The organism is Pedobacter sp. KBW01, assembly GCF_003852395.1.
Taxonomy (GTDB): Bacteria; Bacteroidota; Bacteroidia; order Sphingobacteriales; family Sphingobacteriaceae; genus Pedobacter.
The window spans coordinates 131,368-156,291 of the sequence record NZ_QAJQ01000012.1 but is presented as its reverse complement, the minus strand read 5'-3'; the positions used below and the strand labels follow the sequence as shown (position 1 = coordinate 156,291).

Genomic DNA, 24,924 nt, shown 5'->3' with positions numbered 1-24,924 from the left:
GCCTGATTATTTTTTATCTTCTTTAATGAAATTACCAGTTAAGTTGTAGGTTACACCAATTAATACATATCGTGGAATAAAGCTGTAGGTATTTTCGCTGATGTTGTTACCGCCAACATTACGGCTATAACCTATTTTTTCGGCTAAAATATCCGATACAGATATTTTAAATTCCAGCTCTTCCGCCTTCATCATTTTTTTTGATAAGTAGGCATTCCAGATCGCAACATTTACCGGAGTACTAAACGAACTGTTTGCTGGTTGATATGACAGGTTGATGCTAGTACTAAATTCAGTACTGTAGGGTAAGTTTATGGTACCCTGTATATCGTGATTATGGCTATAGCTTTTACCATTGTTTATGGCGCCGATAGATGAACTGCTGTTTGAAAAAGTAATTGAAGGACCGTATTCAAGCTGTACAATCTGGCTATGATAACCAATACGCGGACGGATGCTGATGTTGTTACTCACATTTTTGTTAAGCTTGTTGTTAAGGATGGAAAGTGAGCTGTTACGACTATAACTCACATTTAAATTGGTGTTTAAATGCAATTTGCTAAAGCCCTTATGCAAACTGGCACTGCCATACAAGCTATTTACACCATTTAAGTTGGTATAGCTGGTAACTGTTTTGTTAAACTCATCGACTGTGCTGGTACTTACAATTGCATTTTTGGTAAAATTGTAACTTACATACGCATACATGTACATCTGCGATTTTTGCTGAAAACTGTTAATGTTAAAGCTTACCCCATTGTTAAACGATGGTTTTAAATTAGGATTACCCAGCACCTGGTAAAGCGGGTTGTTTACCTGCCTGATAGGCTGAAGTTGCTCCAGATCAGGTTGATCTGTGTTGCCATAATAACTTACTGAGAAATTGGCGTTTTTACCCAGCCTGTAATCGAAACTAGTATGAGGTGCCCAGTTAATATAGTTACGGTTGAATTGATTTTTTCTGTCGAGGTCGTTTAACTTAAATGTGGTTTCTGTTGCTTCCATGCCGCCAGAAATTGAAAACTTTTTAGCGCGGTATTGCAACAGGGCCTTACCAATATTAGAAAAGTTATTGAAATTGAAATTATTACTCAAAGAATCGATACGGGTATTGTTCAGGTCTTTATCTAAAACCATTTTATGACTGTTAGAAGCTATCGTTTTAAAACTATAGGCAGTTTGTAGCGATAATCTTTTACTTAATGGTTCGGTGTACGATATCCGGGTAGCAAAAGAATGCTGTTTGCCTGAATTATCGTTCAGATAATTTCGGTTGTCGGGTCTTACTACTCCGGCTTCATAATAGTTTGTGGTGCTCAGGTTTTCGCCTGTGTCGCTGTTTCTTTTGGTTTCCGGCTGTACATCAACAGAAAGGGTACGACCTTTCTTTGCAAATTTTTTAGCGTAGTTAATATTGCCGTTAAACTGGTTGTTATTGCCTTCGCTTGTGTTTTGCTGCTTGTTGTTGTTTACTAAATCACCTGCATCATTTCTGGTTTCGTTTGTATTAATATCTTCGCTGCTATTTCTCGACTTGCTACCTGAAAACGATATTTTGAGGGTAGCAGATGAGTCTAATTTAACCTCTACATTTCCTCTTAAGCTTTGGCCACTGCTTTTATTATCGCTATTTGAGGCGCTCTCGCTAAAGAAATTTGTTCCATTGGGCAATAGCGATTGGTTTTTAGAGGTGTTCCGGTCTAAAACATTGCGGTTATTACCTTTATAGTTTAATTTAAGACTCAGTTTGTTTTCATTCCATTTATCAGAAAAATGAGCACCATAGCTTGTTACGTCAGGTAGGCCATTTGTGGGCGAAAAATAATCATCGTCGTCACTACCGCCGTAACTAATCATCACTGAACTGCCATCATCACCAACTTCAATCACATCATAATCGTTACCTTTTATTTTGCTCATGGCCTGACTCGCCTTCGAATCCTGGTTCAGGTTTGTTGTCGAACCAAATACTGCCGTTTTTAACTTGCCTTTATAAATGCCGGCCATACCGCCCAGGTTTTTAAAATGACTGAGGTCGCTATTGGCATCGAGGGTACTGAGGTAACCATTTTTTGCATTTTCTTTCAGCTTAATATTCATCACTTTTTCTTTCGCATCGCCTTCTTTAATGCCGGTAAGTTCTTCGTCTTTTGTTTTTTTATCGTAAACCTGTACTTCGCTAACGGCGTTGGCTTTTAGGTATTTAGCGGCAAGTAGCGGATCATCGCCAAAAAATTCTTCCCCATCAACCAAAAGGGTATTTACATCTTTACCGCCAGCTTTTATGGCTCCGTTTCTATCTACCTCAATTCCGGGCAGGCGCCTCAACAGTTCCTGTACATTGGCATGGGGTTTAACTGCGAAACTATCGGCCTGGTAGGTAATGGTGTCGCCTTTCATACTAATGGCTTGTTTTTGCGCTTTAATTACTACCTCGTTTAAGAGCGTGGCTTTGCTGTCCATTGCAATTTTACCCAGGTTAAATTTCGCCGTATCGGATAGCTGGATATCGCGGATATAATCTGCCATTTTAGGGTAGGTGATAACCAAGGTGTAATTGCCTTTTTTTAAGTTGGTCAGTTCAAATTCGCCATTGGCTTTAGCCCTGACATCTTTAACCAGGATAGAATCTTTGCTGCTAATAAGCAGTATTGAGCTGTTTGAAAGATTTTTTTTCTCGACGGTATCAACCACAATACCTTTAATAGTGGCCTTTTGGGCGAACACAGGAAGAAACAATACCGAAAAAATAAAAACGGCGAGGAGATTTTTGAGCATGTACAGAGAAAACGTTGGTAAATAGTTGTTTGGCTATAAGGCGTGAAAATACAACTATTCGATTAGTTTAGCTAAAATACTTGCAATATTTTTTTGAATAGGAAAGAGGCTTATTTTATGCTAATTTTTTTGCATCTGGTTAGCAACAATTATAATAAATCTTAACTTTCCGTTCTTTCTCACTCCAGGCTATATAAATGTTGTTTTCTTTACCTAAACGATATTTGAAACCATTTAAACCTGTTTTTTTCAATTCTTCGTACAGCGGTTTGTCCGGAACATAATTATCGGCTTTATCTTCGGGCATTACTGCTGGTTCAAGAAAGTTTTCATCGCTAAAAAAATCATCGGCAATGGTTTTGATGAAAACAATCTGATCTTTCTCTTTTGTTAAATCAATATTCGGGTCGGTACTACCCAATAACTCTGTCCCTTTTATTTTGGTGTTATAAATCTCTTTTCCATCGGCTCTTTTAATGGTAAAAGTCAATACCATATCCTCGGGTTTTCTGCCCGTAAGCTCAATTTTAAAAGTATCGAGTGTTTTTAAATCTGAGAAAGATTTGGCCATACTTTGGTTAACGTTTTTGAATTCAACAGATCCGGCTTTCTTCTCCTGTTTCGATTGGCAGGCAGAAAATACAATTAAACAGCTGATAATGAAGATTGATAGTTTTCTCATGTTCCGAAATTACAAATTTTAGGTTTATTAAGGTCCTGGCTATTAAAAATAATATCCGGCAGATAGCCACAATTGAAAATCGAGATATCCTTTTGGAGCAGGCTTGGAGATGTAATTTTTTACATTAAAATATTTACCATAACCGAGGGCAGTAGTTCCTTCGAGGATAAAACGTTTTTGGGGAATGAATAAAAAACCAATATTTATACCGCTCCGGAAAGAATTGGCTTCGAAATTTCTATTTCTACCTATAGAAACAAAACCAGTATTATCTACTGATGCACTAGAAAAAATCCGCTTTTCTAAATTTCCAACGTATAAACCATAAAAGGGAATTAAGGTATTAGCTTCGATCTTGTCAGCATAGATTTTTGCACGCAGCACGAAACCATTAAACTTATAATTTCTGCCCCAGTTTAATTCTCCGCTTGTATAAGAAAGCTCTAAACCATATTTATCATCGAAAGTTTTCTCAACCGATATTGCCGGACGTTTAGCTAAAACATTAAGTGCATTGGTTTTAATTAATAATCCGATCCGTTCCTGAGACTTGACAACGAGTGTGAAAGTGCCAAATATCATCATGAGGATAACTTTTTTCATAGTGTAATGAGTTGAGGTAGCGCATTAATTTTTTGAATATAGCAATATTTAGTTATATTTGCGTAACTGATTACGTAATTAATTATTTATGGATTTTTTCGAACAAACAGGAAAAGTGGCAATAGGCAGCAGGTTGCGCATGCTAACAGATAAGGTAACAGAAGATGCTGCTAATATTTATCAGCTTTATAATATAGATATGCAACCCAAGTGGTTCCCGGTTTTTTATTCCTTATCGCAGGGAGAGGAGAAAACCATAACCGAACTGGCTAAAGCAATTGGCCACTCGCATCCCTCGGTGAGTAAAATTATAGGCGAAATGCTAAAAAAGGGGTACGTAAAAGAGAGCAAGGATAAAGAGGATGGTAGAAGAAATGTAATCAGCTTGTCTGAAATCGGTATGCAGGTTGCTTATAAAATTAAAGACCAGCTGATTGATGTGGATGCGGCAATTGAAGAGCTTTCTGCACAAACACAAAATAAACTATGGGAAGCAATAGGCGAGTGGGAGTTTTTGTTGGAATCGAAAACATTATTAAGACGGGTGATGGAAAAGAAAAAGGAACGCGACAGTTCGAAAGTTGAAATTGTAGCCTATACACCGCAATATCAAGAAGTATTCAGGACTTTAAATGTGGAGTGGATTTCTACTTATTTTGAAATGGAAGAATCTGATTATAAGGCACTGGATAATCCGCAGAGTTATATTTTAGATCAGGGAGGTTATATTTTGGTTGCTTTATTTGATGGTGAACCGCTGGGTGTTTGCGCTTTAATTAAAATGAACGATGGCGAATATGATTTCGAACTGGCTAAAATGGCTGTTTCGCCAAAAGCGCAAGGTAAGAATATTGGGTTTTTACTGGCCTCGGCTATTGTAGAAAAAGCCCGGTCATTTGGTGCAGCTAAAATCTATTTAGAAAGCAATACCATATTAAAACCAGCCATTAACCTGTATCATAAACTTGGTTTTAAAAAAGTGGCCGGAAAACCAACTCCTTATACGAGGTGCAATATTCAGATGGAATTAGTTATAAAATAGTTTGGAGTCTGGAGTAGTAAGTTTGGAGCCGATTAACCGATTTAAACAGTTAACCGTTTAAACCAAATATTACTCCAGCTTCAGTGCCTTCAGCAACTTATTCAACTTCAATAAATCCTCGGGTGTATCAATGGCAACAGTTTCTAGATCAGTAACTTTTGTCTGAATGTAAAAGCCGTTTTCAATCCAGCGCAGCTGCTCTAAACTTTCGGCAATTTCTAATGAAGATGGAGCCAGTTTAGTAATGGCTTTTAGTGCTTCTGTTCTATAGCCATAAATGCCAATGTGTTTGTAAAACTGATGCTTTTCTGCCCAAACACCCGGCTCGCCATTTCTGATAAAAGGAATAGGGCTACGGCTAAAGTACATCGCCCTGCCATTTACATCAATTACCACTTTGGGGCTGTTTGGGTTGTAAATACTTTCCTGACTTTGTATTGGTTTAATTAAGGTTGCCAACTCTACTTTTTCTTCGGTAAAGCAGCTGGCCAGTAAATCAATTTGTGCAGGTTCTATAAAAGGTTCATCGCCCTGAATGTTGATTACAATATCAAACCCGGGTAATTGCTCACTTACTTCTGCGCATCTATCGGTTCCGCTTTGATGGTGCGCTGCTGTGAATACAAATTCACCACCAAATCTTTTTACTTCATCGGCAATCCGTTCATCATCGGTAGCAATAACCACTTTCGATAAACTTTCAGCTTTTGAAGCCTGTTCATACACCCATTGTATCATCGTTTTTCCGGCAATATCAACCAAAGGTTTTCCCGGAAAGCGGGTAGAGGCGTAACGTGCAGGAATAATTCCGATAATTTTAGACATACTATTTATTTAAGGTTCTTAATAAGATAACTGCACCGAAAATAAGTAACAAAACTACATAAGAAACAGGATGGGCAAAGTTGAGTGTCCAGCCCAGTATTTTATGGCGCTTCGGAACAATTATGCGTGAATCTGATTTATTGAAATAAATGATTCCCCACTTCCAGTTCACTGGGTTTTCGTGCTGAAAATCTTTGCCCATCTTATGTGTTAATTATTTTTAAGCAAAATATTTATTCAGGCTAAAATAAACCGTTAATTTCGGCCTCGATAGATTGAATTACCGTTCCTAAATCTTCAGGGTTATTGGTGAAATCCAATTTGTCCTTATCTAAAATCAATAATTTACCCAGGTTATAACCTTTTATCCAGGCTTCGTATTTTTCGTTCAGTTTAGACAAGTAATCAATTCTGATTCCTGCTTCATATTCGCGACCACGGCGTTGGATATTGTTAACCAAAGTAGGCACCGACGCACGCAGGTAAACCAATAAATCAGGTGGTTTAATAAACGAGGTAATGTTATCAAAAATTGCACGGTAATTGTCGTGATCGCGAGTAGTCATTAGAGCCATATCGTGCAGGTTTTCTGCAAAAATATGGGCGTCTTCGTAAATAGTCCGGTCTTGTATTACGTTGCGTTTGTTAACTTCAATATCTGTAATCTGCTGAAAACGGCTGTTCAGGAAATAAATCTGAAGGTTAAAACTCCAGCGCTTCATGTCGCTATAAAAATCTTCCAGATAAGGATTATTGTCTACAGCTTCATACAAAGCTTCCCATCCGTAATTTTTTGCCAAAAGGCCAGTTAAAGTAGTTTTACCAGCACCAATATTCCCTACAATTGCTATATGCATATGTTCTTGCGTTTTGCGTTCGGCGTTTTGCGGGAGGCGTTGTTTCGCCAAACGCTAAGCGCTTATCGCAATATTAATTAAAAACTTTTAAACCCAATTAAACTACGAACTTCCCTAATGGTTTTTTGTGCGCTTTCGCGAGCTTTTAATGCTCCGTGTTTGGCTACCTGACGTAAATAAGAATCGTCTTTGGCAATGTCCTGTATACGCTCACGCATCGGGGCAGTGGCAATAATCATATCTTCGGCCAGTTGTTTTTTAAAATCACCGTAGCGGATTTGCATTTTGTTGTATAACTCATCGAAATGCTGGTGCGTGTCTGCACTCGAAACCACTTTCATTAAATCGAACAGATTTTGAATAGGTTCTGGCTTTGGCTGGTTTTCTTCAGTCGGGCCGCCATCGCTAACCGCACGCATTACTTTTTTACGGATGGTTTCAGGATCGTCAGATAGGTAAACCGCATTGGCTTCACCTTCCGATTTGCCCATTTTACCCTTGCCATCTAAACCTGGTACTTTAACCAGTTTATCCGAATAGCTAAACGCATAAGGCTCAGGGAAATATTCGGTATTGTACAAGCGGTTAAAACGGTTACCAAATGTACGGGCCATTTCTAAATGTTGCTCCTGGTCTTTACCAACAGGTACTTTGGTGGCTTTATGGATCAAAATATCGGCTGCCATTAAAACCGGGTAGGTTAATAGGCCTGCATTTACGTTATCAGGGTTGGCACGCACTTTATCTTTAAATGAAGTACTGCGCTCCAGTTCGCCCATATAAGCATTCATATTCAGATATAAATAAAGCTCTGCAATTTCAGGTACATCGCTCTGTATATAAATGGTGCTGTTTTCCGGATCTATACCGCTGGCTAAATATTCAACCAGCACATGTTTAATGTTGCCATGCAAATCGGCCGGGGTAGGATGTGTTGTTAAAGAGTGTAAATCGGCAATAAAAAAGTAGCAATTGTAATCATTTTGCATTTGCACAAAGTTTTTTACTGCACCATAATAATTACCTAAATGTAATTTTCCTGTTGAGCGGATGCCACTCACCACTGTTTCTTTCATAATGCCACGAAATTAAAAATAAAATACAAGCATTGTATAACATGTGATCAATTTTATATCAATTTAGGTTCAACAATATAGTGTCTATGTTTTCCACTCCTTATGGTATTGAAAAAATACCGTAAACTAAACTTAAATATGTCAACCTATTTTATATTTTTGGTGCATCTATGATTAAATTTCTTCGTCAGCTGCACCGCGTATGGTTTCTGTTCTGCATCATATTCTTTTTTGCGCTTTTTTATCCTTTTTACTATTTAACTTCCCGCAACGAAAAGTATTATGGCGTATTAAACTTTTTCAGAAAAGCCAACAGTTTTCTATGCAGTTTCTTTGCAGGCGTATTTTTCTCTTATCATTATGAAGAGAAATTAGATAGGAATCAAACTTATATTTATTGTGCCAACCATAGCTCTAATCTCGATATCATGATTTTTTGCATCATGGGGCATGGCAGGTATCATTTTATGGGAAAAGATGAGCTCTTGAATAATCCGGTGCTGGGCATTTTTTTTAAAACAATTGATATAGCTGTAAAGCGCGATAGTAAAATTTCTGCTTTCAGGGCTTTTAAAAAGGCAGGCGAGAATTTAGAAAAAGGAATGAGTCTGATCATTTTTCCCGAAGGAAAGATCGATGATCATTATCCGCCAAAACTTGGTGAATTTAAAAACGGTCCTTTTCGTTTAGCCATCGATAAAAATATCCCACTGGTACCAGTAAGTTTAGCCAATATTTGGCAAATTAACTGGGATGATGGAGCAAAGTATGGAAGTAAGCCGGGAATTTGCGATATTTACGTCCACAAACCCATAAATACTGCTGCAATGAGTGCCGACGATTCGGACGCATTAAAAGAGCAGGTTTACCAATTGATTGATAGTAAATTAGTATAATATGAATTTAGACGCAAAAACCATCCATAAAATAGCCGACCTGGCCAGAATTCATATTGATGAAAAACAAGTGAATGTACTCATTCCGGAAATGAATAAAGTTTTATCATTCATGGAAAAATTAAACGAGTTAGATACCGCTAATGTAAAACCTTTGGTTTATATGAACGAATCGGTTAATGTTTGGCGCGAAGATGTGGTGGAACAGGAAATTACTACTGAAGAGGGTTTAAAAAACGCAGCTAAACATAGCGACGAATTTTTTATGGTACCTAAAATAATCGAGAAATAGCCGTTATTGATATAACCATAGGTATGAATTTAAGCAATGTTTATAATGAAATTTTTAAACTCTTGTAACATACCTGCCATTGCCCTTGTCTAAAAAAGAAAAAACATGGAGAAACCACTCATTACTATAAAGGAAATTGGCCGTAAATATGTTATTGGATCTGAAGTGATTCACGCTTTAAAATCAGTTTCTTTAGATATCAATAAAGGCGAATTTGTAGCACTGATGGGACCATCTGGTTCGGGTAAATCAACCTTGATGAATATTTTAGGCTGTTTAGATACTCCTACAAGCGGCACTTACGTACTAAACGGTACAAACGTGAGCCACATGAGTGATGATGCGCTTGCCGAAGTACGCAACAAGGAGATTGGTTTCGTGTTTCAAACCTTTAACTTATTGCCGCGTTCAACTTCACTTGATAATGTGGCTTTACCTTTAATTTATGCAGGAAGCAGTAAAAAAGATCGTCAGGCTAGGGCTGCCAAAGCTTTAGAAAATGTTGGTTTGGGTAACCGTATGGATCATAAACCTAACGAACTTTCGGGTGGTCAGCGCCAGCGTGTAGCTGTTGCAAGAGCACTCATTAACGATCCCTCTATCATTCTTGCCGATGAGCCAACCGGTAACTTAGATACCAAAACCTCAATCGAAATTATGGGTTTGTTAGAAGAGATTCACAGCAAAGGCAACACCATTATTCTGGTAACGCACGAAGAAGATATTGCCCAACATGCCCATCGGATTGTGCGTATGCGTGACGGATTGATCGAAAACGATTATTTAAACACCGAAGTGAAGAACGTTTCGCCGCGCTTACAGGCTTTAAAAGAGAGTGGCAGCGACTGGGAGAAAATTAACTAAGGTTGATGCTGTAAGGCATAGGGGATAAGGCTTTAAAACCTTAAATCTCCCGCCTTTAACCTTTTCATATGAAAATCTACACTAAAACCGGCGACAAGGGGCAAACATCACTTATTGGTGGTACCCGTGTGCCTAAATTTCATCACCGTATCGAAACCTACGGAACCGTTGATGAACTCAATTCTTACATCGGTTTAATTATGTGCCAGGATATTAATTCGCATTATAAACAGTTGTTAAAAGAGATTCAGGATCGTTTATTTACAGTAGGTGCATCATTAGCGGCCGACCCTGAGAAATCGAAAATGAAAATCCCTGATTTACATGATACAGATATTGTACTGCTCGAAAATGAGATGGATGAGATGAATGAAGCCTTGCCAGCTTTAAAACACTTTGTATTACCTGGAGGAAATACTGTCGTTTCTTACTGCCATCTGGCCAGATGTGTATGCAGAAGGGCAGAACGGCTTACAGTGGAGCTTGCAGAAAATAGCTTTGTAGATGAGCACGTAACGATTTATCTGAACCGTTTAAGTGATTATTTGTTTGTTTTGGCACGAAAACTGACGATGGATTTCAAGGCGGAAGAAAATATTTGGATCCCGCGGGTTTAATAGTTGAAAAATAAGTTTGTTTTGCTCAAAAATTTTAATATACTTTGCGCATAATAAAGGAATACGAATTTAATTGAATTGATGATATGTATTGGACATTAGAATTAGCATCGCACCTGGAAGACGCACCATGGCCTGCAACTAAAGATGAATTAATTGATTACGGTATCCGCTCTGGTGCCCCGGTAGAAGTTATTGAAAACTTACAGGCATTAGAAGATGATGGCGAGCCTTATGAAACTATTGAGGAGATCTGGCCAGATTATCCAACTAAAGAAGATTTCTTCTTTAACGAGGACGAATACTAAGAATAAGATAAGGAACCTTCCGGTATAAACGGGAGGTTTTTTTATGCCCTTCTCATACTTAAGAACAGCTTCTTTCTTCTCCCTCTAATTTCATGGAATACGCTGATTAAACTGTTTATTGTATCTGCGTTTATCACCTTAAATCTGCGGGAGAATAATTAAGGTTTGTTTCCCACTGACTTCGCGATGTGTGCAGGTAAAAGCCATTAATTTAATTTGTCTTGATTCTATTAAATTTGTGGGTAAATATCTACCATACTAATAAATATTTACAATTTTTAAACAAAAGCGAAAAATCAGGTGTTAATACTGCAATAATTTACATTACTAAAAAATTAACACTATGGGAAATTTATTGTATTTAGTCGCAGTAGTATTGGTAATACTTTGGGTCATCGGATTTATATTTCACGGCTTCGGCGATGTTGGTGGTATAATCCACGTTTTATTGGTTATCGCAGTTATTGCAATCCTGCTTAAAATTATTGGTAGGGCCACGTAAAATATATCAGTTGGATATACTCTGTTTTTAAGCCTGAGCTAAAAATAGAAAGATAAGAGGAGTTTCATTTTTATGAAGCTCCTTTTTTATTGTTATGGTTTTAACAATAGTTCCGCTAGTTCGAGATCGATCGGGTAGGTGATTTTAATATTACTTCGTTCTCCTTCAATAATATTAATGTTGTGGCCAATGGATTCTACCACACTGGCATCATCGGTAAAATTACTATCGAATTCTTGATTATATGCCTCTTTAAGTACTTTAAGGTTAAATGTTTGAGGTGTTTGTACCAGATAGATTTCATCGCGCTTTAGTGCCGATGTTTTTTCGTTTCTGAACAAACGTACACTATCACTCGATTGTACTGCAGCAATAATATTGCCTTGTTGTGCGGCTGCCCGGTAGCAATTGTCAATCAGTGTTTTCGAAACCAATGGACGTACGGCATCGTGTATGGCTACAACACTTTCTTCTTCTTGAATGGTGTATACTGCGTTTTTAACCGAATGGAAACGCTCTGTGCCACCATCAATAACCTGATGTGGAATGCGAAAATTAAATTCATCGCATAACCTGCGCCAGTAACCTTGCTGATCTTTATTTAAAACCAATAAAATTTTAGGTTGGGACTCGCTTTGGGCAAAAGCTTTTATGGTATGCATTAAAACCGGGAGGTCTTTGAGCAATAAAAATTGTTTTGGGGTTTCTGTCTGCATCCGATTGCCAGAACCGCCTGCTACAATTATAGCGTAATTTTTCATGGGAGGAGATATGAGATGATAGATTTGAGATATGAGATCTGATTTAACTCAAATCTCATATCTCATTACTCAAATCTATATGATCAGCATGGCATCGCCGTAGCTATAGAATTTGTATTTTTCTTTAACTGCAACCTCATATGCATTCATTACATTTTCGTAGCCACCAAAAGCACTTACCATCATCAATAAAGTAGATTCTGGTGTGTGGAAATTGGTAATCATCGAGTTTGCAATGCTGAAATCATACGGAGGGAAGATAAACTTACTGGTCCAATCGTTAGCAGCCTTTAAAGTTCTGTTAGCAGAAACAGCCGATTCGATAGCACGCATAGAAGTAGTACCTACAGCACAGATTTTTCTTTTGTTTTCTAAAGCCTTATTTACAATGTTAGCATCTTTTTGCTCGATAATAAACTGCTCAGAATCCATTTTGTGTTTGGTCAGATCTTCAACCTCAACCGTTCTGAAAGTTCCTAAACCAACATGTAAAGTTACTTCAGCAAAATCAACACCTTTAAGTTCAAGGCGTTTCATTAACTCGCGGCTAAAGTGTAAACCTGCGGTAGGAGCTGCAACAGCACCTTCGTGCTTAGCAAAAATAGTTTGGTAACGCTCTTTATCTTCAGCGGTAGCTTTACGTTTAATGTATTTAGGAAGTGGTGTTTCGCCTAAAATTTCAACGTTTTTTCTAAACTCTTCGTCGCTGCCTTCAAATAAAAAACGAATGGTACGGCCACGTGAAGTAGTGTTATCTACCACCTCAGCAACTAACAAATCGTCATCACCAAAGTATAATTTATTGCCTACACGGATTTTACGGGCCGGATCAACCAAAACATCCCATAAACGCAGTTCTTTATTTAATTCACGTAATAAGAAAACTTCGATAGTAGCACCGGTTTTCTCCTTGTTACCGTATAAACGGGCAGGAAAAACTTTGGTGTTATTTAATATCATTACGTCTTTGTCGTCGAAATAACCTAAAACGTCTTTGAAAATTTTATGTTCAATTTTACCGCTGTCTTTGTGTAAAACCATTAGGCGAGCTTCGTCGCGTTCTTCAGCCGGATTATTGGCTACCAATGATTCAGGTAAGTTAAATTTGAATTGTGATAATTTCATTCCTGATGAATTTTTTGAGGTGCAAAAATACGAATTTAATTTTTCTTTTCGGTATTTTATCAAACGCATTTGATTATATTATGTTTTACTTCATTTTAAGTTAAATTATACGGCTTGTAATTGCCTTGTAGCCATAAAAATTAATTAGTTTTGAAGATATGCTGTAACCTTTTAACAGGCTTTGCATCTAACCTCTAATTATGATAATTTTTAGGCTAATAGGCGAGAGTTTCCGTTTTGCATTTGATGCGTTGCGCCAGAATAAATTGCGTACCATGTTATCGCTTTTGGCTATAACCATTGGTATTTTTACCATTATAGCGGTGTTTTCTGCTGTGGATACCTTCAGAGGTAAACTCCAGTCGAGCGTTGATAAACTGGGCTCGAACACTATTTATGTGCAAAAATGGCCCTGGAGCTTTGGCGATAATTATCCCTGGTGGAAATACATGAACCGCCCACAGCCTTCTATGCGTGATTTTGAAGCGTTACGCGAAAGAATTGAAAATGCACAAGGCGTAACCTTCGAAATATCGACTAACGACCGGACCATTAAATACCGGAGCAGTTCTGTTGAAGGAATTTCTGTTTGGGCGGCCTCACATGATTTTAATAAAACGTGGAATTTTGAACTGCAGGATGGTCGTTACTTTACCGAAAATGAGAGTAAAAATGGTTCACCGGTTTGTATTTTAGGTTCTGATATTTCAGACGGCCTTTTTGATGGCGATAGAGCTGTAGGAAAACAGGTTCAGATTTTAGGTAGAAGGTTAACCGTTGTAGGTGTTTTTAAAAAAGAGGGCGAAGATATGCTTGGCACTTCACTTGATAAAAACGTAAATATTCCCATTAATTTTGCCAAGGGTGTACTGGATATTCAGAGCGAACGTTACGGACCGCAAATCACTGTACGTGGCAACGATAATGTAAGTTTAGAAGAAGTAGAAAGCGAGCTTAAAGGCTTAATGCGCTCTATTCACCGCATAAGGCCTGGACAGGAAGAAGATTTTGCGCTGAATAAAACCACCATTTTATCGAACCAGCTAGACTCGATGTTTAAAATGGTAAATATTGCCGGATGGGTTATTGGTGGCTTCTCTATTTTGGTAGGTGGTTTCAGTATTGCCAATATTATGTTCGTTTCGGTTAAGGAACGGACCAATATTATCGGGATTCAAAAATCGTTGGGCGCTAAAAATTATTTCATATTGCTACAGTTTATATTTGAATCTATTTCCCTTTGTATTTTGGGTGGGTTGCTCGGGCTGTTACTCGTGTATCTGTTTGCGCTTGGGATTGGGGCTGCAACAGATTTCCATATCATATTGGGCTTGAATAATATTGCTTTAGGAATCGGGATCTCGATTATTATCGGTACAATTTCCGGATTCTGGCCAGCATATTCGGCTTCGAGATTAGACCCGGTAGAAGCGATTAGAAGTTAGTTTAGTCGCCAGTTTGCAGGGTGGAGTGCTATGTAGCTGCCTCAGTTAATAAACCTTATTGAAGTGGATAGCCCGCAAAGCCGGTTTTTCACCGGGTGCGGACTAGTAACGGAAAGAAGGACCAATGTTACCATGAAATACTGGCTTTCATTTTCAAAATATAAAAGATACAGTTTGGTTGTCGGTGTGATACCAAGTACCGGATAAAAATATAAACCCCTCGTTAAACTGAATTAACGAGGGGTTTGTTGTTATATAGTTAACTGGAAATTGCTAACTGTTAATTGATTAGGATAGTTTGCCTAAAGCTTCTTTAATTCTTCTTAATGCTTCAACCAGGCTCTCATCTGATGCTGCATAAGATAAGCGGATATAGTTGTTGTTACCAAACGAATCGCCGCCTACAGTTGCTACGTGACCTACATTTAGTAAATATAAAGCTAAGTCAGCCGAATCTTTAATTACATTCCCGTCAGCGTCTTTTTTGCCGAAGAACGAGCTGATTTCAGGGAAGAAATAAAAAGCACCATCAGGAAGGTTTGTTTTTACACCAGGAATTTCGTTTAACAAGTTATAAACCAGTTCTCTTCTGCGTAAAAAGGCTTCTTTCATTACTAAAACGCTTTCTAAGCCTTGTTCGTAAGCCACAATACCTGCGCGTTGTGCAATAGAGCAAGTACCCGATGTGGTTTGTCCTTGTAATTTATCGTTTGCAGCAGCAATTTCTTTGTTTGCAGCAATGTACCCTAATCTCCAGCCAGTCATTGCAAATGCTTTAGAGAAACCGTTTACAATAATTACACGGTCTTTAATGCTATCGAACTGAGCAATTGATTCGTGTTTATCTACAAAATTGATGTGCTCGTAAATCTCATCAGAAAGGATGTAAATATTAGGGTGTTTTTCGAAAACCGCCACTAAAGCTGCCAATTCTTCTTTGCTGTAAACCGAACCAGTTGGGTTACATGGCGAAGAGAACATAAACAGTTTACTTTTTGGGGTAATTGCCGCTTCTAACTGTGCAGGTGTAATTTTGAAATTGCTTTCAATGTCCGTATCAATAAAAACTGATTTACCCTCGGCAAGCGTAACCATTTCTGAGTAAGAAACCCAATAAGGAGTAGGGATAATTACTTCATCATCAGGATCAATTAAGGTTAAAATTACGTTCGATAACGATTGTTTGGCACCTGTTGAAACCACGATCTGAGAAATATCGTAATCTAGATTATTTTCTGTTTTAAGTTTATTTACGATCGCCTGGCGCAACTCAGGATATCCCGGAACCGGCGAGTAGCGTGTATAATTTTCATCTAATGCTTTTTTTGCAGCATTTTTTACATGGTCTGGCGTGTTAAAATCGGGTTCGCCAACACTTAAACTGATTATATTAATGCCCTTTGACGCTAGTTCGCGGCCAAGTTTGGTCATTTTAAGGGTTGCAGATTCTGACAGGCTGTTGATTCTTTTCGATAAGGTGCTCATGGTTAATTACTTTGAGCGCAAATATATAAACCAAATATTATTCTGCACTAAAAAACAGATATTTTTCTCATTTAATTTATTCGATAAGCGTATTTTTGTACAAAAAAGCACTGTGTCGGTAAAGAAAAAAGCAATTATACTATCGTTGGTGGTGAGCATTTTATTGATGCTGGCCAAGTTTGCAGCTTATTTTATTACAGGTTCTAACTCGATTTTAACTGATGCAGCCGAGAGTATTGTAAACGTAATTGCCGGAAGCTTTGCTTTTTACAGTATTTATCTCAGTACACAGCCTCGCGATGAAAACCATCCCTATGGACATGGTAAAGTAGAGTTTTTCTCTGCATTTGTAGAGGGAATCCTGATCCTGATTGCCGGCGTTATCATTATCTTTAAATCGTCTTACAACCTTATTTACCCTCATTCAGTAGGACAGTTATTAGAAGGAACGCTGATTATCGGTATTACCGGCCTGGTTAATATGATTGTTGGTTTATACCTCATTAATGTGGGTAAAGATCAGCATTCTATTACACTACAGGCTGATGGTAGACATTTGTTAACCGATACTTACACCAGTGCGGCTATTGTAGTAGGATTGATTCTGATCCAGCTAACAAATATTATTTGGCTGGATAGTTTGCTTTCTGTTTTGGTAGGTTTTTATATTGTTTACTCGGGTTATAAACTTACGCGTGGTTCGGTTGGTGGTTTAATGGATGAAAGTGATTTTACCTTGGTAGAAGAAGTGGTAGAAGTATTGCAGAAAAATCGTCATAATCCCTGGATAGATGTGCACAACCTGCGTACGCAACAGTATGGCCCTGAATTTCATATCGATTGCCATGTAACTTTACCTTATTATTTCGATTTAAATAAAGTACACCGCGAAATTTCGCAGATTGATGAACTCATCAATTCAAACGGTGTACGCAAGGCCGAGCTTTTTATTCATGCCGACCCTTGTTTGCCCGAATGTTGCCACTACTGCCACATGAGCGAGTGCCCGGTACGATCGGAAGCATTTAGAAAAGAAATTGTTTGGACACCTGAAATTGTAATTAAAAATAAAAAGCATTTCGAAAATGAGCTACTTTAATGTCCGCGTATACGGGCTCTTAATTAACCACAATAACGAGGTTTTGGTAAGTGATGAAGAAGAATATGGCTTCCGTTTCAGTAAATTCCCGGGTGGTGGCTTAGAATTAGGCGAAGGTTTGATAGATGGATTGAAGCGTGAATTTGTAGAAGAATGCGAAGCTGAAATTGATGTGCTATCTCATTTTTACACTACTGATTTTTATGAAAAATCATCGTTTAACGATAGTCAGGTAATTAGTGTATATTATCTGGTTAAGGAAAAAGCTCCCTTAAAATTAGCTTTTAAAGCTGAAATTTACGATTTCGACGGGGAAGGTGAAATTCTTCAGGCTTTTAGGTGGGTTAAGATTGAGAATTTAGCCATCGATGAAATTACCTTTAAAACAGATAAAACCGTGGCACAGCTTTTAAAAGATCAATATTCTGTAAATCATTAATTATTATGTCAGATACTTCTCCAGATACTAACTTAAATTTAGCCGAACGCGATAAAAAAGTAATCTGGCATCCTTATACCCAAATGAAAAATGCTTTACCCCACATTCCGATTGTGAAGGGAGAGGGTGTTTATGTTTTCGACGAAAACGGTAAAAAGTATATCGATGCAGTTTCTTCGTGGTGGGTAAATATCCATGGCCATGCGCACCCTTACATTGCACAAAAGGTGGCTGAGCAACTCAATGTACTCGAACATGTAATTTTTGCGGGCTTTACCCACGAACCGGCTGTTTTGCTGGCTGAGAGGCTTTTGCCTATTTTGCCGGGTAAGCAAGATAAGGTCTTTTATACCGATAATGGTTCTACAGCAGTAGAAGTAGCGCTTAAAATGTGCCTGCAATACTGGGATAATAAAGGTAAACCTAAAACCAGGATTCTGGCCTTTAAAAATGCTTACCACGGCGATACCTTTGGTGCCATGTCTGTTAGTGGACGCAGCATTTTTACGGATGCTTTTAACAGTTTGTTGTTTGATGTCGATTTTATCGACTTACCCAACGAAGACAATATCTCAGATCTCACAGCTTACATTTCTAATCTTACAGATACCGCTTGTTTTATTTTTGAACCACTAATTTTAGGTTCGGGTGGTATGTTGATGTATGAAGCAAAATACCTTGATGAACTGGTTACAGCTTGTAGAAAGGCCGGTATTTTAATTATCGCCGACGAGGTAATGACTGGATTTGGCCGGACAGGCACGTATTTTGCCTGCGAAAAACTGAACCAGAAACCTGATATTATTTGTTTAAGTAAAGGTTTAACCGGAGGTACTATGCCTTTAGGAATCACTACCTGTACCGATGAAATATTTGATGCCTTTTTAAGCGAGGATAAATTAAAGACACTTTACCACGGACATTCATTTACAGCAAACCCAATAGCTTGCGTAGCTTCGCTGGCCAGTTTAGATATTTTACTGAAGGAAGAAACCCTGGCTAATATTAAGCGGGTAGAGGCTAAACATGCTGTGTTTTTACAGGAAATAAAAGCACATGCTAAGGTAAAAGCGGTAAGGCAAACAGGTACTATTATTGCCATAGAATGGGAAACAGGTGACGAAACTTCTTATTTAAGTAACCTGCGCAACTTACTGTACGCTTACTTTTTAGACAAAGGAATTATTTTAAGGCCTCTGGGCAATATCATTTACATTTTGCCGCCTTATGTGATCAGCGATGTTGACCTAGATTATATTTATGACGCTATAAAGCAAGCTTTAGCAGAAATTTAACGATTATACCGAGCGTATTAATTATGCCCGGTATAATTTGAGGATTAGCTAAGCCGCTGACTCAAGGTAATTTTTAAGCGCGTCGTTAACAAAGTAGTTCCAGCCACCATTGAAGCTTGTTTTTGCGAAATCAGATCCTGCTGAAGCAAAACTTTCAATGCCAGTGTGGGTTAGTTTTAGCAAGGTTTTGTCGCCTTTTTCAAATAACTCCCAGCTTACCAGCGAGTTTCCCGGGTAGCCATCATAATGCCAGCTGTAAACAAGTTTTTTGCCTTCAATAATTTCGGTTATTTCGCACAGATGCAGGTATTGAGGTCCATCATCCGGTCCGCCTGTAAACTCGAATTTAAAACCAACTTCGGGTTTAAAATCTGCTAACTGGAAGTACCATTGTTTAATTTCATTGTTATCCGTTAAAGCTTTCCATACTTTGCTGATAGGGGCATTGTATACCCGTTCTACAATAACTGGTTCGTTTTTCATTTTTATAGGGTTTTAGTTTCTAATTTTTATTCCTGTTCAGGTTGTTGGTCTTTTGATAGGTGTACCGCTAATGCATCTAATTTATTGGTCCAGAAGGTGCGGTACTGCTCTAACCATTGTGCTACCTCTGCCAGTTTTTGAAACTGGATATAACAATATCTATCCCGGCCTTGCTGTTTCATTTCAATTAAACCACATTCCGTAAGCACTTTTATATGCTGCGAAATAGCAGGTCTGCTCATCTCGAAATTTTCGGCAATGGCATTCAGGTTTAGTGTTTTATGGGCAATGAGGTTAATAATTTCTCTTCGTGTTGGATCGGCAATGGCTTGAAATACATCTCTTCTCATATTTATGTAAGTAATTGCTTACGAATATAAGTGTAAGTAATCACTTACGCAAATTTTTATACTACTTTTTAGTATTAATCTGTTTCTGTATGTCGAAAATTAGTCTCTTTTGTGCTTCACCGCTAGTTTTGGCGGTGCCACGTTGCAATAGGAAAGGGTAAGTGCATCAGTAACCATTTCATCAGGAAGATCAGTTATTTCGAAAGTGGTCCAACCTTGCTTGCCCCAAGCTCCGGTTGCGGGCCTTATTTTATCGGGCTTGTAATCGCAGAAAATGGATTGGTCAATTGCTGACAGCTTAAATGTAGCCCGGTTATACTGAAGATCTAAGGTGGCAAATATTTTTTTGTTTACCCGGAAAGAAGTTTTCTCAAAATGGGGCATTTCAACAACTTCTTCGAATGAAAGGCAATGCACGCAAAAAGTTGAAGTGTTCATAAAGGTAGGTTTACATCAACTACAATTTATACATTTTTTGCGGGTATTGTGCTGCGTGTGTTAAAATCAGGTTCAAAATATAACTGTTGGATGGATAGATGGACAAGTCATTTTTAATTGGTGCTAATCCATCCGAGAGGTATTTGGTATCGGTAAAATAGCCCATGCCGTAAAACTGGCCTTTCTCTACTACCAGGCAGCTAAATTCGTTGACATCCCGGCCTTCATCAACCAGTGCAAAACTAGGCTGTTGTTTTTGTATATCTGCCAGTGCCGCGTTTAATTTTTTGTTGTAAACCGTAACGGTTTCTATGCCACTGCAGGCCCCAAAACATTGTCCGTTTTCGTGTGCATAACATTTGGTTGCTGTTTTTTGTAGGTAACAGAGCCTGGCGCAAAGCTGGTATTTATCAACCATCTGGTTTAAAAAGCTATAACCTTCCAGCAGATTATTAAAGCTCTGAAATGCACGGTTGTTTTTTTTATGTTTATCGATCGCCAGGCGCAGGTAACCGTTTTGATCTTCGAATACGTACAGGTCGTACTTATGTTCGTAGCGTTTCATGGCGCGGTTATTCTCGGGCCAAAGGCGTTTAATTTCATTAGCCTCTAAAATTAAGGCCATTAACTCGGTACCACATACCACAAAATCGACATGGTGTATGGTGCGCAGAAAATCCTGGCGCTGGCGATTTGCGTTATTGCCGGTAAAATGGCTGGTGACCCTTTTTTTAAGGTTTTTCGCCTTACCAACGTAAACAATTTTTCCCTTACTATCTTTAAAATAATAAACACCGGGTTGATTAGGTAACCTTAAAATCGAAGCTTTATCTAAATGGGGCGGTAGCGCCTGTTCTTTCGAGGTCTTTTTAAGCATTTCTGCAATAATTCCCTTGTCATCATTCGCCAACAGCAGATTAAAAAGAATACTGGTTGCATCGGCATCGCCGGCAGCCCTGTGCCTGTTGTATATGGGAATTTCAAGTGCTGTACAAAGCTTGCCTAAGCTGTAAGAGCCCTTGCCCGGAATTAATTTTCTACTGAGCCTAACTGTGCACAGTTTAGTACATTGTAAATCATAGCCCGCTGTCGCTAAATGGTGTTTTAAGAACGAATAGTCGAAATTGACATTGTGTGCTACGAAAATCTTATCGTGTAACAACTGGTAAATTTGTAAGGCCACATCTTCAAAAACAGGGGCATCTTTCAGCATGGCATCATCAATGCCTGTAAGCGCAGTAATGTGAGCCGGAATAGCTATGCCGGGGTTAATCAATGTGGTATAAGATTCTACCATTTCATTACCATCGTGAATGTTAATGGCAACTTCGGTAATGCCATTTGCTGAGGCATGACCACCAGTGGTTTCTATATCTACAACTGCGTACAACATGAAATGTATTTTGATTACAAATCTATACTAAAATAATTAGTATAAAAATAATTTTGATTATTTCTTTAGCATAAAAAAAGCGGTTACCTATTTAATGTAACCGCTGCTGTATTTTGTATGTGGGGGCAATTATAGTTTGTTAAGTAATTTGCTCAAATTAGGTTTAATACCCACAGTAATTGGGAGGGTGTTAAAAGTTCGGTTCTGTATTTTACCAAAACCGTACATATAGCTGGTTTCTACAAATAAATTGGCGCCGCCCAGATTGTACTCAATGCCGGCACCAGCTTCGGCAATGCCTAAACCATTTGATTTATTAGATTGTGTAACTTGCAGTGTGGTTGTGTTAACGCCAGCCTGAGGGGTAAGGATAATTCCTCCTCCGGCACCTGCAAAGCCATAAAACGCCCATTTATCTACGATTTTACGGTACCCCAATGCCACATTTAAAAGGTAAGTAGTAGATCTCCCTTTTTGCAAAGTGTAGGTATAGCCAGCATCTGGGGTAATCTGATTGAAAGTAAAAGCGTGCAAACTCACTTTAGGGTAGAGGAATAAACCACCATCGCCCAGGCCTAAATTTAGTCCTAACGAAGTAGAAAATTTAGGTTTAAAATAATCAGAAGTTTCACCCATTGGGAAAGCCATTCCGATGCCACTCATCGAATATAGTTTATCGGGTCTGTTTTGTGCTTTTACTTGCGTAGAGACTGTAGCGGATAGTAAAAAGCCTGCAATTAATAATCTTAAATTCATATGTGGTTTTTTAGTTTTCGGTCAGTGTGCCTACTTTTTGTAATAAACTGCTTATTGTGAAAGGCTTGCGTAAATAATCGTCGGGATGGTAGCTTTGCGATACCACATAACTTTCATCGAACCTGGCTGAGGTAAGCATAACCGGTATGTTATTGCTTTCGGCGTTTAATCTTAACTCTTTGAATACGGCACGCCCATCCATTCCGTTCAACATAATGTCCAGAATAATCAGGTCAGGGTTGAAATCCCTAACGGCCTTAAATATAAACCGTGGAGATAAGAGCGGATAAACTTTATAATTTTCGGTTTCTAATACCTCTTGCACAACCTCTAATACATCTGGATCATCATCCACAACCAATACTTTTTTCAAAACAGATAATCAATAAATTATTAAATAGACTATCCTAATACAAAATTCGTAAGGTAATGTTTTAAAGAAAATAAAAAGTGGGAAAGAGAGGCGTACAGAAATTTAGATAATTATGGGGTGTCTTGCTTCGGAGTTTCTCCAGGGTGATTGCTTTTTACAAAGCCTGCAAACTGCTCTTTATAAGCATCAAAAATGGTATATGCAGTTTCGTTAGATAACAATACGCTATTACCTAATACGCTTTTAATGTGTTGTTTGGCAATAATAACTGTTGGGCTGATCTGAATAAATGCCGAATGCTTTTTGAGCATGTTAAGCATTTTGGTGAAGTTTGATCTTGAACTTAAAAAGGTATTAATTGTGGTTTTAAACTGAACATCGTGATCAAAATCTTCTACTGCAATCAATTCATTGAGGTCAATTCTAACAAGGTTGCCGTCATCACCCTGTAATGGGAGGTAAAAAAAATTCTCTTCAAAAATAGAGAAGGAGTTAACTGCTTTTTTGCCCGTTGGATATAAATTATTGATGGTTTTGGTGAAATGTAAAATAGAGTAAGGTTTTAGCAGGTAAGCATCTGCTTCTACTTTAAAGGCATCAATCGCATAACGGGCATGGGCTGTGGTAAAAACAAGGTGTTTCGTTTTTTGCCTAAGCAAACCAGCCAGTTCAATACCGGATAGGGAAGGCATTTCTACATCGAGGAAAATAATATCAACAGGGTTTGATGCAGAAATCTCTGCCAAAGCCTGGATGGGTTCTGTAAAAGTTTGGATAAGTTTCAAATCAGGAAGCTTATCCATATAAGCTATCAGATTCTCCAACGAATGGGGGTCATCATCGATAGCGATACAACTTATTGACATTTTTAATAGGTTTAGATGCTGCAAATTACAATTTCAGTCATTAAAATGGAAAAAATTAACAATCCTATCTTATTTTTATGTATTCAGCAAGGAAAATTAACTTTTCTTTTAAAATTGTACCGAAATCCACAATTTTCAAGTAAAAATACTAAAGCTGGTTATCTTTTCGGATTATGATCGATAATGTTACTCTAAAATAGTGATCAGCTCCTGTGGCATATTCAAAGGCTGCATCGTTACCGTAGGTGTAATTAAGGCGCTTTTTAATGTTTTCCAAACCTGAATGTAGGCCCGAGTTATCTTTAACTTCTTTAATGAGGTTGGCAGTTTCAATAATTAGCTTTCCCTGGCCTAATTTTATACTTATTTCAGCTGGCGATGCTTCCTTTAACAGGTCGCCATGTTTAAACATGTTTTCAGCCAGGGTAATCACTACCATGGGAATAATTTTAATCCCCCTTATTTCATCATCGTACCAAAAACGTAAACCAATCCCATGGTTTTGGCGCAACTGGTGTAGGTTGATCAGGTTTTCCACCTGGTTAATTTCTTCGGTAAGCAGTACAAAATCCTTGTCCTTGTTGTTGTCAACCGAATAACGCATCATTTCGGAAAGCGACAGAATAGTTTCGGCAGCAACGGGCGATGATTCGCGGGCATTCTGATAAATAAAATCTAAAGTATTAAACAACAGATGCGGCTGTATTTGGGCCTTTAAAAAAGCATTTTCTGATTTTGCCAGCTGAATGAGATTATTTAGTCGCTGTTTTTCTAACTCCTCCGTCTTTTTGCGCTCTTTAATATAACGGATTAAAAAATAATAACCGGTAGAAAAGCACATGAAATAAACACATCGGTATAACGGTGCAGAGAAATATACCAGGTCGAGCGTAATTCTTCTCGATCCGGTGTAGTTGGTATAGTGGATAATAATATAATCAAGACAGATTGAAATACTGAAATAGGCAATAATTTCAGCTACCAGTAATAAAGGTAACTTCCAGGCAGTTTGCTTGGGCTTGCTAAGGCCCAGGGCTAATATCAGATGTGCATGTACATAAAACGTGGTAATATTGAGCGTATAGTATAAAACATAGGGAGCTAAACGGCCAAATTTTCCATTAATTAAGCCCACAATTATGGCTTCGTAAAAGATAAAGACAAGCCAGATAATAATATGGAGTTTTTTACTGATGATCCAGCTTAAAACAGGCCACTTTTTTTCGTTTTGTTTTGTTAGTCTCATTTGGTAAACGACTTGTAAATTGGGGAAC

Annotated in this window: 29 protein-coding genes; 11 read left to right on the top strand and 18 right to left on the bottom strand. The window is 38.1% G+C overall.

The features are described 5' to 3' along the window. Window positions 1-6 precede the first annotated feature (6 nt). The 3 genes from DBR40_RS13995 to DBR40_RS13985 all read right to left on the bottom strand — a co-directional run bounded on the left by DBR40_RS13995 (window position 7) and on the right by DBR40_RS13985 (window position 4,063). Window positions 7-2,778 carry an outer membrane beta-barrel protein gene (locus DBR40_RS13995; protein ID WP_124560368.1) on the bottom strand — a complete coding sequence of 924 codons (2,772 nt, stop codon included), beginning with the start codon at window positions 2,776-2,778 and terminating at the stop codon, window positions 7-9. Between the two features lie 139 nt (window positions 2,779-2,917). Beyond that, on the bottom strand, window positions 2,918-3,460 hold the full coding sequence (locus DBR40_RS13990; protein ID WP_124560367.1) for a hypothetical protein: 543 nt from the start codon (window positions 3,458-3,460) through the stop codon (window positions 2,918-2,920). Window positions 3,461-3,502: 42 nt separating this feature from the next. Then, window positions 3,503-4,063, bottom strand: a complete 561-nt coding sequence (locus DBR40_RS13985; RefSeq protein ID WP_124560366.1) for a DUF3575 domain-containing protein — start codon at window positions 4,061-4,063, stop codon at window positions 3,503-3,505. A gap of 88 nt (window positions 4,064-4,151) precedes the next feature. Here DBR40_RS13985 and DBR40_RS13980 point away from each other — a divergent pair, with 88 nt between their 5' ends. Further along, window positions 4,152-5,105 (top strand): bifunctional helix-turn-helix transcriptional regulator/GNAT family N-acetyltransferase, encoded by a 954-nt coding sequence (locus DBR40_RS13980; protein WP_124560365.1) that lies wholly within the window; start codon window positions 4,152-4,154, stop codon window positions 5,103-5,105. 69 nt (window positions 5,106-5,174) lie between these two features. Here the strand turns inward: DBR40_RS13980 and kdsB are convergent, their stop codons facing one another. The 4 genes from kdsB to trpS all read right to left on the bottom strand — a co-directional run bounded on the left by kdsB (window position 5,175) and on the right by trpS (window position 7,863). After that, entirely contained in the window at window positions 5,175-5,930 is a 756-nt protein-coding gene (kdsB, locus tag DBR40_RS13975; protein ID WP_124560364.1) for a 3-deoxy-manno-octulosonate cytidylyltransferase, read from the bottom strand. Between the two features lies 1 nt (window position 5,931). Then, complete coding sequence (locus DBR40_RS13970; RefSeq protein WP_124560363.1) at window positions 5,932-6,132, bottom strand: DUF5808 domain-containing protein; 201 nt, start codon at window positions 6,130-6,132, stop codon at window positions 5,932-5,934. Window positions 6,133-6,172: 40 nt separating this feature from the next. Next, entirely contained in the window at window positions 6,173-6,787 is a 615-nt protein-coding gene (locus tag DBR40_RS13965; protein ID WP_025144984.1) for a deoxynucleoside kinase, read from the bottom strand. Window positions 6,788-6,864: 77 nt separating this feature from the next. Next, on the bottom strand, window positions 6,865-7,863 hold the full coding sequence (gene trpS, locus DBR40_RS13960; RefSeq protein WP_124560362.1) for a tryptophan--tRNA ligase: 999 nt from the start codon (window positions 7,861-7,863) through the stop codon (window positions 6,865-6,867). A gap of 170 nt (window positions 7,864-8,033) precedes the next feature. On the opposite strand from trpS, the gene DBR40_RS13955 reads away from it, so the two are divergent. The 6 genes from DBR40_RS13955 to DBR40_RS13930 all read left to right on the top strand — a co-directional run bounded on the left by DBR40_RS13955 (window position 8,034) and on the right by DBR40_RS13930 (window position 11,342). Continuing rightward, window positions 8,034-8,759, top strand: a complete 726-nt coding sequence (locus tag DBR40_RS13955) for a lysophospholipid acyltransferase family protein (RefSeq protein WP_124560361.1) — start codon at window positions 8,034-8,036, stop codon at window positions 8,757-8,759. Window position 8,760: 1 nt separating this feature from the next. After that, window positions 8,761-9,051 carry an Asp-tRNA(Asn)/Glu-tRNA(Gln) amidotransferase subunit GatC gene (gene gatC / locus DBR40_RS13950; RefSeq protein WP_124560360.1) on the top strand — a complete coding sequence of 97 codons (291 nt, stop codon included), beginning with the start codon at window positions 8,761-8,763 and terminating at the stop codon, window positions 9,049-9,051. Between the two features lie 105 nt (window positions 9,052-9,156). Further along, entirely contained in the window at window positions 9,157-9,915 is a 759-nt protein-coding gene (locus DBR40_RS13945) for an ABC transporter ATP-binding protein (RefSeq protein ID WP_124560359.1), read from the top strand. A 68-nt stretch (window positions 9,916-9,983) separates the two neighbouring features. After that, window positions 9,984-10,532 (top strand): cob(I)yrinic acid a,c-diamide adenosyltransferase, encoded by a 549-nt coding sequence (locus tag DBR40_RS13940; RefSeq protein ID WP_124560358.1) that lies wholly within the window; start codon window positions 9,984-9,986, stop codon window positions 10,530-10,532. A gap of 86 nt (window positions 10,533-10,618) precedes the next feature. Then, a complete protein-coding gene (locus tag DBR40_RS13935; protein WP_010603503.1) occupies window positions 10,619-10,840 on the top strand; it encodes a DUF2795 domain-containing protein in 222 nt (73 codons plus the stop codon). Window positions 10,841-11,183: 343 nt separating this feature from the next. Then, window positions 11,184-11,342, top strand: a complete 159-nt coding sequence (locus tag DBR40_RS13930; RefSeq protein ID WP_124560357.1) for a lmo0937 family membrane protein — start codon at window positions 11,184-11,186, stop codon at window positions 11,340-11,342. 92 nt (window positions 11,343-11,434) lie between these two features. Here DBR40_RS13930 and DBR40_RS13925 read toward each other — a convergent pair whose 3' ends face one another. Together DBR40_RS13925 and queA are read right to left on the bottom strand one after the other, a co-directional pair. After that, complete coding sequence (locus tag DBR40_RS13925) at window positions 11,435-12,103, bottom strand: 2-C-methyl-D-erythritol 4-phosphate cytidylyltransferase (protein WP_124560356.1); 669 nt, start codon at window positions 12,101-12,103, stop codon at window positions 11,435-11,437. Window positions 12,104-12,178: 75 nt separating this feature from the next. Next, entirely contained in the window at window positions 12,179-13,228 is a 1,050-nt protein-coding gene (gene queA, locus DBR40_RS13920) for a tRNA preQ1(34) S-adenosylmethionine ribosyltransferase-isomerase QueA (RefSeq protein ID WP_124560355.1), read from the bottom strand. 200 nt (window positions 13,229-13,428) lie between these two features. Here queA and DBR40_RS13915 point away from each other — a divergent pair, with 200 nt between their 5' ends. Further along, on the top strand, window positions 13,429-14,673 hold the full coding sequence (locus DBR40_RS13915) for an ABC transporter permease (RefSeq protein WP_124560354.1): 1,245 nt from the start codon (window positions 13,429-13,431) through the stop codon (window positions 14,671-14,673). Between the two features lie 288 nt (window positions 14,674-14,961). Here the strand turns inward: DBR40_RS13915 and DBR40_RS13910 are convergent, their stop codons facing one another. Next, on the bottom strand, window positions 14,962-16,158 hold the full coding sequence (locus tag DBR40_RS13910; RefSeq protein WP_199748344.1) for a pyridoxal phosphate-dependent aminotransferase: 1,197 nt from the start codon (window positions 16,156-16,158) through the stop codon (window positions 14,962-14,964). 112 nt (window positions 16,159-16,270) lie between these two features. On the opposite strand from DBR40_RS13910, the gene DBR40_RS13905 reads away from it, so the two are divergent. The 3 genes from DBR40_RS13905 to bioA are packed head-to-tail and all read left to right on the top strand — an operon-like array spanning window position 16,271 to window position 18,991. Next, on the top strand, window positions 16,271-17,257 hold the full coding sequence (locus DBR40_RS13905; protein ID WP_124560353.1) for a cation diffusion facilitator family transporter: 987 nt from the start codon (window positions 16,271-16,273) through the stop codon (window positions 17,255-17,257). Next, window positions 17,244-17,696, top strand: a complete 453-nt coding sequence (locus DBR40_RS13900; RefSeq protein WP_124560352.1) for an NUDIX domain-containing protein — start codon at window positions 17,244-17,246, stop codon at window positions 17,694-17,696. The genes DBR40_RS13905 and DBR40_RS13900 overlap by 14 nt, the downstream gene beginning before the upstream one ends. 5 nt (window positions 17,697-17,701) lie before the next feature. Continuing rightward, window positions 17,702-18,991 (top strand): adenosylmethionine--8-amino-7-oxononanoate transaminase, encoded by a 1,290-nt coding sequence (bioA, locus tag DBR40_RS13895; protein WP_124560351.1) that lies wholly within the window; start codon window positions 17,702-17,704, stop codon window positions 18,989-18,991. Window positions 18,992-19,039: 48 nt separating this feature from the next. On the opposite strand, the gene DBR40_RS13890 is transcribed toward bioA, so the two are convergent. From DBR40_RS13890 to DBR40_RS13855, 8 genes are all read right to left on the bottom strand, one after another. Next, window positions 19,040-19,474, bottom strand: a complete 435-nt coding sequence (locus DBR40_RS13890) for an SRPBCC domain-containing protein (protein ID WP_124560350.1) — start codon at window positions 19,472-19,474, stop codon at window positions 19,040-19,042. A 26-nt stretch (window positions 19,475-19,500) separates the two neighbouring features. Further along, complete coding sequence (locus tag DBR40_RS13885; protein WP_124560349.1) at window positions 19,501-19,824, bottom strand: ArsR/SmtB family transcription factor; 324 nt, start codon at window positions 19,822-19,824, stop codon at window positions 19,501-19,503. Window positions 19,825-19,923: 99 nt separating this feature from the next. Next, window positions 19,924-20,262, bottom strand: a complete 339-nt coding sequence (locus DBR40_RS13880; protein WP_124560348.1) for an MmcQ/YjbR family DNA-binding protein — start codon at window positions 20,260-20,262, stop codon at window positions 19,924-19,926. Between the two features lie 19 nt (window positions 20,263-20,281). Then, complete coding sequence (locus tag DBR40_RS13875) at window positions 20,282-21,655, bottom strand: exonuclease domain-containing protein (RefSeq protein ID WP_124560347.1); 1,374 nt, start codon at window positions 21,653-21,655, stop codon at window positions 20,282-20,284. Window positions 21,656-21,784: 129 nt separating this feature from the next. Next, on the bottom strand, window positions 21,785-22,411 hold the full coding sequence (locus DBR40_RS13870; protein ID WP_124560346.1) for a hypothetical protein: 627 nt from the start codon (window positions 22,409-22,411) through the stop codon (window positions 21,785-21,787). A 10-nt stretch (window positions 22,412-22,421) separates the two neighbouring features. Then, window positions 22,422-22,784 carry a response regulator transcription factor gene (locus tag DBR40_RS13865; RefSeq protein WP_124560345.1) on the bottom strand — a complete coding sequence of 121 codons (363 nt, stop codon included), beginning with the start codon at window positions 22,782-22,784 and terminating at the stop codon, window positions 22,422-22,424. Window positions 22,785-22,894: 110 nt separating this feature from the next. Then, on the bottom strand, window positions 22,895-23,650 hold the full coding sequence (locus tag DBR40_RS13860) for a LytR/AlgR family response regulator transcription factor (RefSeq protein ID WP_124560344.1): 756 nt from the start codon (window positions 23,648-23,650) through the stop codon (window positions 22,895-22,897). Between the two features lie 148 nt (window positions 23,651-23,798). Further along, a complete protein-coding gene (locus tag DBR40_RS13855) occupies window positions 23,799-24,896 on the bottom strand; it encodes a sensor histidine kinase (RefSeq protein ID WP_158674052.1) in 1,098 nt (365 codons plus the stop codon). Window positions 24,897-24,924: the final 28 nt, after the last annotated feature.